The following is a 10,714-nucleotide window of genomic DNA, read 5'->3' on the forward strand; positions in this document are numbered from 1 at the left end:
ATTCTGTGTGTACTTCAACTTTTTGAGACCGCACGCTGCCTTAGAAAAGAAGGTACCTGTGTTGATTCCTGAGCTGGACAAACTTCCCAATATGCCGGCTAAATGGACAAAATTAATCTCTTTATCCCAAGAGTGGCTGATGGACCAAACCCCTTAACTTTTGGCACCTGAGCCCTCTAAAAAAAGAGAACCAATTAACTAAACAAACGGCGGAGCGTACTCTTGACAATCCGAATGGCCAATGGTTTAAAATTTCCTGAGACCAAGGGCTACTTTGTGCTGCTCCTTTTGTATACCGTCGCCCTTGACGGCAGAGGAAGAAACCATTGGCTCGGTTGTCAAGAGCGTTTGTTTCACCCAACTTTGAATAGTAGGGCACGGATTTTCACATCACTTCATTATTCATAGCAGTTTCCATAGAATTTTTGGCACTACCGGTCATGACGTGTTCACCTTACAATTATATACCACACGTCAAAACATAAGGCGGATAATCTGCATATTTTATAAGTAGAGGTTTCACTCATGGGAGCGCCGTACTATTTTTTGTGCGAAAAAAGAGGCCGCGGATGTGATATGATGAGGAGGTCATTTCTGACGGTTTGCCATTGCTTTCTTGAGTGAAGGCAAGACCGTTCAGGAATATTCGGTTCATAAGAAAAGATAAACAATTAAGGATGGATGCAAGTGGTGGATAAAGAATTACTGTATGGAACACTGAAAAAATATTTCGGCTACGACAGCTTCCGGGAGGGCCAGGAGGAACTGATCACGAACACCCTGCAGGGGAAAGACGTGCTCGGGATCATGCCGACGAGCGGAGGGAAGTCGCTCTGTTACCAACTGCCGGCGTTGCTGCTGGACGGCATGACGATCGTCGTTTCCCCGCTCGTATCCTTGATGAAGGATCAGGTGGACAGCTTGCGGGAAATGGGGATTGCCGCGGCATACCTGAACAGCACGCTTTCAAGAGAAGAGTTTCTGCAATTGATGGACGACATGCGCTCCGGACAGCTCAAGCTGCTCTACATAGCGCCGGAACGGATAGACAACGAGTCATTCATGAATGCTTTGCGCTTTGTGAATGTGCCGTTGTTGGTGGTCGATGAGGCCCACTGTATCTCACAGTGGGGCAGCGATTTCCGCCCTTCCTACCAAGGTGTGGCCAGACTGTACGATGTTTTTGACAGACGTCCGCGGGTTGCCGCCTTCACCGCCACTGCCACCGAACCTGTCCAGGACGATATTATGATCCAGCTGCGCCTGCAACAGCCGTTCCGCTTGGTGACGGGATTTGACCGCAGCAATTTGGCCTTCAGCGTGGAAAAGCCCGCCGACAAGTTCAAGTTCCTCGTGAAGGACCTCAACCCTAAAGAAGCAAGCATCATCTACTGCTCGACCAGAAAAAATGTGGAGTCGGTCCAGAGGAAATTGGAACAAAAAGGCTTTGCCGTGACACTTTACCATGCTGGGTTGCCGGAACACGAACGCCAAAGGAACCAGGATGATTTCCTGTTCGACCGCAAACCGATCATGGTCGCAACGAATGCTTTCGGGATGGGAATCGACAAAAGCAATGTGCGGACCGTTTACCACTACAACATGCCCAAAAACATCGAAAGCTATTACCAAGAAGCCGGAAGGGCGGGGCGTGACGGCGAGGAAGCGCGTGTCATCCTGCTGTTTTCGACGCAGGACATCATCATCAATCAGTTGCTGAACAGCAAGACGAATGACAGCGAAGCGACCAACAAATTGAACAAGATGATTAATTACTGTTACACGAACCAATGCCTGCGCCGATACATCCTGGAATATTTCGGTGAAACGACAGCGGAGCTGAATTGCCAACACTGCTCCAACTGCCTGCGCCGCACGGAGCAGATCGACATCACGGAAGAAGCCCAAAAAATCCTGTCCTGCGTCGTGCGAGTGCGCGGACGTTACGGCGTCCAGAAAATCATCGGCATCCTGACGGGCAGCAAACAGAAGGGCATCACCGATTTCGGGCTGGATAAGCTGAAGACGTACGGACTCATGAGCGCCTATAATGATGGGGAAATCCGCGAAATGATTGGGGTTTTGATCGCGGATGAATTCCTGCAGGTGACAGGCGATCAGTATCCGCTGATCCAAGTCACCGCAAAAGCGTTGGAGGTCCTCAAGGAAGGAAAAAAAGTCGGCATGTCCTATGCGGTCGAGACCGGCAAGGGCACCGCCAAACAGAGCGGAGGCGGCTTGTACGATACCGAGCTGTTCGACCGCCTGCGCAGTGTCCGCACGGAAATGGCGAATGAGCACGGAATCCCTTCTTATATCGTCTTTTCCGACAGCACGCTGCATGAGATGGCCCGCAACTTTCCGACTGACGATGACGCCTTCCTTCGCCTGTCGGGAGTCGGCGAAACGAAGCTGGAGCGCTATGGCGAGGTATTCATGGGTGTCATTTCCGATTATCTGAAGGAGTTCCCTGATGCCGAATCGATTCTGCAGCGGAAACGGCTGGAACAGAAAGACAATCCGGAAACTGCAGAAAAACGCCCGAAACCGGCGCAGAAAAATTACGCCGGTACCACCTTTGAGGAGACCTATCGCCTTTATAAAGAAGGCAAGACGGTCGAAGAAATCATCGCCATCCGAGGCCTTGCACGGATGACGATCGAAAACCATTTCCGCCATTTGGCTGAGTTATCGGCATACGAAATGCGTTTGACGGATTTCGTCACGGACGAGCAGGCGAAAGCCATCGCCAGAGAAGTCGAGGAATCCGATGATCAGCACCTGAAACCGCTCAAGGAAAAGCTGGGGGACGATTACAGCTACTTCCAGATCGGGATGGTGTTGGCTTTCCGGAAAAGAGAACAGTAGAATGACTTAGAACTAGTTTGGGGTCGCTTCATTTTGAAGCGACCCTGAACTTTTTGCAGTTATCCGTATCTTTTGTCCGCTTGTGTTTTTTTTAACGGGGCTTTGTTTGGTATAATGGAGGAAAGAGAGCGGTTACGAACGGGCGCTCCATTTCCTGTCGCTTACGGTCCTGCCGGGAGGGATTATTATGAGAAGGAACATTTTGTTTATTCTGTTGGGGTTGTTCATTTTTGCCGGATTAGCCCCTGCCCGCATTGCGGCTCCAGCATATTCTTTGGAGAACGGTACAGCTGTCGAAAAAAGTTTGCTGGAACTTTTCCAGTCTGCCTACATAAATCTGGATGGAACGCTTGCCGAAACCGGCAAGGAGTATGTTACACAACAAACAAGAAGTGTGGCGGGCCTTTCGGGGGCGCAGAAAATCCCGCTGTCCTCGGCAACAGCCAGCAACGCTGAAATAGTTTATGCGACTTACTTACAGGACAGCGGTTGGCAGTCCGAAGTGCAGGAAGGCGCAATCAGCGGTGGGGCGGCTTTGCCGCTCGAAGCCATCCGGGTGCGCTTGACCCATTTGGCCGAAGCGGGCAGCGTTTCATATCGGACTTATCGCCAGGACAGCGGTTGGTCGGGCTATGCCAAAAATGGCGAGGCAGCCGGAACGATCGGAGCAGGTGAAGTGATCGAATCCGTTCAATTCAAGCTTACGGGTGCTTTGGCCGCTCAGTATGATCTTTATTACCGGGTCCAAACGGGCCGATTCGGTTGGCTGGATTGGGCCGGAAATGGTGAAACAGCCGGAACGGAGGGGTTCCGCTATCCGGTCGAAGGGGTTGAAATCGTTCTGATGAACAAGGAACAGGCTTTTTTAGGCAAACGTGAGCAGAGCTTCATCAAACGCACCGAACCGGTCTTGTCCTACAGCAGCTATCTGACGGGTTCGGGCTGGCAGGAGCCAGTCCTCAACCCGGGGCAAAGCGGATCTCCGGATTCCTCGCAATCTCTTGAAGGCCTGCAAGCAAAATTGGACTCCCAGCCCTATCCAGGATCGATTTCCTACCGCGCCGCCACAAGTGAAAACGGCTGGTTTGAATGGACGCAGGATGGGTTGGAAGCCGGACTGCCCGGAACAGGCCAACGTATCGAGCGGATCGAAATGCAGCTGACGGATGAACTGGCTGCGCATTATGATATCTATTACCAGGTCCATGTGCCCGGAGTGGGTTGGCTGGATTGGGCCAAGAACGGGGAGACGGCAGGAACACAGGGCTACGACTATGACGTCAGCGCCGTCCAGATGCAAGTGGTCCAAAAAGATGCGGCAGCGCCGGGGAACACGGCAGTCGCTTTCATGAAATACGTACCGAAACCGCCGCCCGCACCGGTTGCCCCGGCCGTTCCGATTTATCCGACGGGACCCGATTGGACTGTCCAGGATGGCACCTTTCGGACTAACGCGGGAACCAACTATTATGTTGGTTCCAGCTACATCATCATCAGTATCGCCTACCAGCGTGTCTGGGCCTACATCGGCAACCAGCGGATCGTCGACGCTCCCGTCATAACCGGAAGGCCTTCGATGCCGACGCCAAGAGGGCTGTTCGCAATCCAGCCGTATAAGGAATCGCCTAGCGTCCTGATCGGGGAAGATTACGAGTCGCCGGTCCAATATTGGATCCCATTTTTGGGGAATGCTTACGGCTTGCATGACGCCTCTTGGCAAACCCAAGGCTTCGGCGGCGACCTCTATCTTTATTTAGGATCGCACGGCTGCGTGAATACCCCTTACTATGCGGTCCAAACGCTCTACAATACCTATTCCGTCGGCACGCCGGTCGTGGTATATTAACCACCAGACGCGGAAAACCATGAAAAAAATAATGAACAAGCAGGTGAATGTGTGACTAAGAAAAAGATATTGATGATCGGAACGGGCGGAACGATCGCCTCCAAAATAACGCCGAACGGGCTCGATCCCCAACTGACATCAGAAGAGATACTGGCTTACATCCCCGGTATCTCAGCAATATGCGAAGTCGATACGCTGCAGATCTGCAATGTCGACAGCACCAATATCGCGCCTGACATCTGGGTGTTGATGACGGACACAATCCGGGAAAAGTATGAACAATATGACGGGTTTGTCGTTACCCATGGAACCGATACAATGGCCTATACGGCTGCCGCACTGTCCTACATGATCCAGGATTCCCCCAAACCGATCATCATTACCGGTGCCCAAAAACCGATCAACATGGAAATCACCGATTCGAAGACGAATCTCTTCGACAGTTTCCTGTACGCATCGTCCGATTCCGCCAGCGGTGTCCAGATCGTTTTCAACGGGAAGGTCATCCTTGGAACACGGGCAAGGAAGACGCATTCCAAGAGCTTCCAGGCTTTTTCCAGCATCAATTATCCTTATTTGGCGATCATCCAGGATGGGCGCGTAATCTCCTACATCACAAAAGAAAAAGCGCCAGCACCGCGCTTCTATGACAATTTGGATGCGAAGGTCGCGTTGTTCAAGCTGACGCCGGGAGTGGATTCGGATATTCTTGCTTACATGTTTGAACGGAACGATGCCATCATCATCGAAAGCTACGGAGTCGGCGGCATCCCTTCAGCGCCGAAGTACGGGTATTTCGAAGTCATCAACCACTGGATCAGCCAAGGTAAGACGGTGGTTATGACGACGCAGGTCCCGAATGAGGGCAGCGACATGGAAATCTACAAAGTCGGCCACGAACTGAAATCGCGGGTCAATATTTTGGAAGCCTACGACATGATCACCGAAGCGGTCGTATGCAAACTGATGTGGATCCTTGGCCAGACGCAGGATCCAGCCCGGATCAAGGAACTGTTCTACACCACGATCAGCAACGATATCCTGTATTAAAATGATGAGAAAAGCTGAACGGGTTCGTTCAGCCCTGAAAGAAATTTAGGAAATCTGTCCACGCAACGTTCCCTACGGTCACCTTGTACTGGGGCTCTAAGGGATGAATCCCTAAGAGTCCTATGCAACTGAGCATCGAAGAGCGCAATTGCTGAGAGACTTTCTGCGTCAGCAGATTAGTCGAACAGTATGTCTTGGCTCGCAGAGACAAGAGGTTCCTTATTCTTTTTTCCGAAGGGCTTACCCGTGAAGCTGGCCATCAAATTTGATTGCATGAAACATGTTGCAAATCTGTGAAACACCTATGGTGACGCACTTTTTAATTTGAAAAATTATTGTTTCCTAGTTATATAAAAAAGCAAGGGCAGTCCCAAATGGGGGCTGCCCTTGCTTTTTCGTCTATTCGATAATTTTCTTTGCGGGTCCGCTGAACGGGGTAGGGGAGCGGGAGAGCCTACCTCCGATAAACGGGGTTTCCCCGGAGATAGACCAACATTTCGCTTGCGTCCTCCGGTGAGTTCAGCCTCGCCGGAGTTGCCGGTGAAAGTTACCGGTGACCTCCGGCGAGCGTACCCCTCACCGGAGCTGCGAACTGGATTCCTTTATTCGAGCTCGAATGCTCCGGTATAAAGCTGATAATATTTTCCTTGTTCGCTGATCAATTTCTCATGATCACCGCGTTCAATGATCCGGCCTTGCTCCATCAGCATGATCACATCCGCATTCTGGATAGTGGACAAGCGGTGGGCGATGACGAAAACGGTCCGTCCATGCATCAACGCATCCATTCCGCGCTGCACGATCGATTCCGTCCGCGTATCGATGCTGGAAGTCGCTTCATCCAGTATCATGACGGGAGGATCGGCAACAGCCGCACGGGCAATCGAAAGCAGTTGTTTCTGACCTTGGGAAATACCTTCGCCGTCGCCGGAAATGACGGTTTGGTATCCCAGCGGCAGACGGGAGATGAAATCATCGGCATTCGCCAAACGCGCTGCCGCATAAACTTCTTCATCGGATGCGTCCAGATTGCCGTAACGGATATTTTCCAGAATCGTTCCGGTAAAGAGGTTGGTGTCCTGCAATACGATCCCTAGGGAACGGCGCAGATCATTTTTCTTGATGTCTGCGATGTCGATGCCGTCATAAACGATTTTTCCATCCTGGATATCGTAGAAACGATTGATCAGGTTCGTGATTGTCGTCTTGCCGGCACCAGTCGATCCCACAAAAGCGACCTTCTCACCGGGATGGGCATAAAGGCTGATATCATGCAGAATCTGCTTGTCGGGATTGTAGGAGAAGTCGACGTCAAAGAATCGGACATCACCGGTCAGTTTCGTATAACGGACCGACCCGTCTGCTTGAGGCACTTTCCATGCCCAAAGTCCGGTATGGTTTTCGGCTTCCTTCACTTCATCACCGACCATGGTTGCATTCACTAAGGTGACGGTGCCTTCATCCAACTCAGACTTTTCATCCATCAATTCGAAGATCCGCTCAGCACCCGCCAAAGCCATCACGATCGATGAAACTTGTTGGGAAATCTGGTTGACCGGCATCGTGAAGGAACGGCTCAACTGCAGGAATGAAGCGATCGCACCCAATGTCAGGCCGCCGATGCCCGAGACAGCCATGGCGCCTCCGAACATGGCGATCAGAGCATACTGTAAGTATCCTAGATTTCCCAGGATAGGCATCAGGATATTTGCATAGATGTTTGCGTTCGTCGCGCTCTCACGCAACTCGTCGTTGAGTTTGTCGAAACGCTCTTTGGATTCCGTTTCGCGTCCGAAAACTTTAACTTCTTTTTGCCCATGCATCATTTCCTCGATGTAGCCGTTCACTTTACCGAGTGTCTGTTGCTGCTTGACGAAGTTGACGGAACTCTTGCCGCCGATCGTCTTTGTGACGGTGATCGACAAGGCAACCATCAGGACGACGATGAGCGTCAGCGGCAAACTTACCGCCAGCATCGCAGCGAATACGCTGACGATTGTGACCAGGGAAGAAAAGGCCATCGGGATACTTTGCGAAAGCATCTGGCGCAAAGTATCGATATCGTTGGTATAGCGGCTCATGACATCCCCGTGCGCATGCGTATCGAAATATTTGATCGGCAAGGTCTGCATATGCGCGAACAGCTCATCGCGGATTTTTTTCTGGATTCCCTGGGAAATGGAGACCATCAGGATGTTGTAGACATAAGTTGCCACGACACCGACCATGTAAATGCCGGCCATCATTGCGATTGCTCGGTACATGCTGGTGAAGACCGGGTTGGTTACTCCCAGTAAAGGCGTGATATACTCATCAATCAGCTTCTTCAGGAAAAGCGAACCTGCGACATTGGCAAGGGCGCTTATGAGGATACAGATCAATACAAGGCTAAAGGTGAATTTGTGGCCTTTGGAAATATAGGACAGGAGGCGTTTTGCCGTTTTGCCGGCATCTTTGGCTCCGCGTCGTTTTGGTTGATTAGGCTTCATCAGCAATATTGCCCCCTTTCGTTTGTGAATCGTACACTTCTTGGTAAATGGTGTTTGTTGCCAGCAATTCATCGTGCGTTCCGAGGCCATTGACGCTGCCGCTCTCCATCACGATGATTTTGTCGGCATCCTGAACGGAAGAGACGCGCTGGGCGATGATGAATTTGGTTGTGTTCGGGATTTCTTCCTTGAAAGCGGTCCGGATCAAGGAATCCGTCCGGGTGTCCACGGCGCTGGTCGAGTCATCGAGAATCAGGATTTTTGGTTGTTTCACCAAAGCGCGTGCGATACAGAGCCGTTGTCTTTGCCCGCCGGAGACGTTTGTGCCGCCTTCTTCAATATAAGTGTCGTAGCCATCAGGAAGGCGTTGGATGAATTCATCGGCTTGAGCTTGTCGCGCCGCAGTCATCAGCTCTTCATCGGTAGCGGCAGGATTGCCCCAACGCAGATTGTCTTTGATCGTTCCCGAGAACAGGATATTTTTTTGGAGCACCATAGCGACTTCGCCGCGTAATGTCTGCATATCATAATCGCGTACATCGACGCCGCCGACTTTTACCGTACCACCGGTTGCATCATAGAGACGCGGAATAAGGTGGACCAGAGAAGTTTTAGCACTGCCGGTTCCGCCGACGATGCCTACGGTTTCTCCTGCTTTGACGGAAAAACTGACATTTTTCAAAGCAAGCTTCTGCGGATCGTTGGTGTAACTGAAGTCAACCTGCTCGAAACTGACCGATCCGTCAGGGATGGCTGTGATCGGATTGCTGTTGTTCTTCAGATCGCTCTCTTCGCTCAGCACTTCCACAATCCGTTCCGCTGAAGCACGGGAAATCGTGACCATGACGAACACCATCGAAATCATCATCAGACTCATCAGAATTTGGGAAGCGTAGGTGATGAGACTCATCAACTGGCCTGTCGTCATCGAACCGGAGACGATCATACGCGCACCCAGTAGAGACAATGTCAAAATGCTTGCATACATCGTGAACTGCATCAAAGGACTGTTGAACGCCAATATTTTTTCAGCCTTAGTGAAATCAGTGTAGATTTTCTTGGAGACGGATTTGAACTTTTCACTTTCGTGCTCTTCACGGACATAGGACTTGACGACCCGGATGCCATAAAGGTTTTCCTGGACGACACGATTCAGTTTGTCATAGGTCCGGAACACTCTCTGGAAAATCGGAAAGGCTTTTGACATGATCAGGTAGAGACCGATACCAAGGAACGGGATCGCTCCAAGGAAGACCATCCCGAGTTCACTGTTGATGTTCAAAGCCATCAATAATGAGAACACGAGCATCAGCGGCGCTCGGAACATGATCCTGATAATCATCTGGTAAGAGTTCTGGACATTGGTGATATCCGTCGTCAAACGGGTGATCAGACTGGATGTCGAAAACTGATCGATATTCGAAAATGAGAATTCTTGGATATTGTAGTACATATCCTTGCGTAGATTTTTTGCGAATCCGGCGGAAGCTTTGGCCGCATGCAATCCGGATAGGGCTCCAAAAATTAGTGAAAAGAGGGTTGAGACGATCAAAATAAGTCCGATGCGGATAATGAAGGGCATATCCCCTTCGCCGATGCCTCGGTCGATGATCATAGACATCAGAAATGGGATAAGCACTTCAAGGACGACTTCCAGGGTGACATATATAGGGGCGAGGATTGAATCCTTTTTATACTCTCGTATACTGCCCATGAGTTTTTTTATCATAGCATTAATCCTTTCCATAAATAATGTCTACTGAATAATTAACAAACCTTATCGCAACAGCGTTTTTAGCTGTTTTTTGGTATAATAGATGCATGGATTCAAGAGGGAAATACCAAAAACCCGTGCACTTTTTTCAAAAATGATACAAAGAGGCGATGAAAATGTACAAAAAGCAGACGAATCGGCAATTAACCATTTATGACTTCGATCAGCCATTGGGCCTTACGATGAACCCAGAAAACCGTTGGGTCAAAAAAGCAGATTCGATTCCCTGGTCAGTCATTGAAGATAAGTACGCTGCTCTGTTCATCAGTGACAGAGGAAACATCGCCAAACCGGTAAGGATGGCACTAGGTGCCTTGATTATTCAAAGTGAATTTCAGTATGCAGATACCGAAGTCGTCAATCAGATTCGCGAAAATCCCTATCTGCAGTACTTTGTCGGACTACCTTCCTATAAGGATGAAAAGCCGTTCGATGCTTCTTCGATGGTGCACTTCCGCAAACGTCTCTCCTCCGAAATTCTGATTGAAATCAATGAATTGATCCTCAAACCTATAGAGGATGGAGCAGATGATTCCCAAGCTGACGATAATGACAATAGTGATGACAATGATGCATCGGGATCTAAGAATGAAGGGACGCTCATTCTAGATGCCACTTGCGCGCCTTCAGAAATCAAGTTCCCGCAAGACACGGAACTGTTGAACGAATGTCGGGAAAAGTTGGAAG

General features: G+C 50.2%; 6 protein-coding genes. 4 read left to right on the plus strand and 2 right to left on the minus strand.

What is annotated here, in order from left to right:
- Positions 1-690: 690 nt before the first annotated feature.
- The 3 genes from recQ (at position 691) to TES5_RS14285 (ending at position 5,764) form a co-directional block, all read left to right on the plus strand.
- A complete protein-coding gene (gene recQ / locus TES5_RS14275) occupies positions 691-2,868 on the plus strand; it encodes a DNA helicase RecQ (RefSeq protein ID WP_232309434.1) in 2,178 nt (725 codons plus the stop codon).
- 187 nt (positions 2,869-3,055) lie between these two features.
- Positions 3,056-4,714: a L,D-transpeptidase family protein gene (locus tag TES5_RS14280; RefSeq protein ID WP_068562652.1), complete on the plus strand. Its 1,659-nt coding sequence runs from the start codon at positions 3,056-3,058 to the stop codon at positions 4,712-4,714.
- 51 nt (positions 4,715-4,765) lie between these two features.
- Positions 4,766-5,764: an asparaginase gene (locus tag TES5_RS14285; RefSeq protein ID WP_232309436.1), complete on the plus strand. Its 999-nt coding sequence runs from the start codon at positions 4,766-4,768 to the stop codon at positions 5,762-5,764.
- Positions 5,765-6,366: 602 nt separating this feature from the next.
- Here TES5_RS14285 and TES5_RS14290 read toward each other — a convergent pair.
- Both TES5_RS14290 and TES5_RS14295 read right to left on the minus strand, forming a co-directional pair.
- On the minus strand, positions 6,367-8,253 hold the full coding sequence (locus TES5_RS14290; RefSeq protein WP_068562653.1) for an ABC transporter ATP-binding protein: 1,887 nt from the start codon (positions 8,251-8,253) through the stop codon (positions 6,367-6,369).
- Positions 8,243-9,982 (minus strand): ABC transporter ATP-binding protein, encoded by a 1,740-nt coding sequence (locus tag TES5_RS14295; RefSeq protein ID WP_068562654.1) that lies wholly within the window; start codon positions 9,980-9,982, stop codon positions 8,243-8,245. The genes TES5_RS14290 and TES5_RS14295 overlap by 11 nt, the downstream gene beginning before the upstream one ends.
- Positions 9,983-10,143: 161 nt before the next feature.
- Between TES5_RS14295 and TES5_RS14300 the strand changes: the two genes are divergently transcribed.
- The coding region (locus TES5_RS14300; RefSeq protein ID WP_198143371.1) for a transposase at positions 10,144-10,714 on the plus strand (571 nt) is incomplete at its 3' end.

The organism is Trichococcus sp. ES5 (assembly GCF_900067165.1).
Lineage (GTDB): Bacteria > Bacillota > Bacilli > Lactobacillales > Aerococcaceae > Trichococcus > Trichococcus flocculiformis.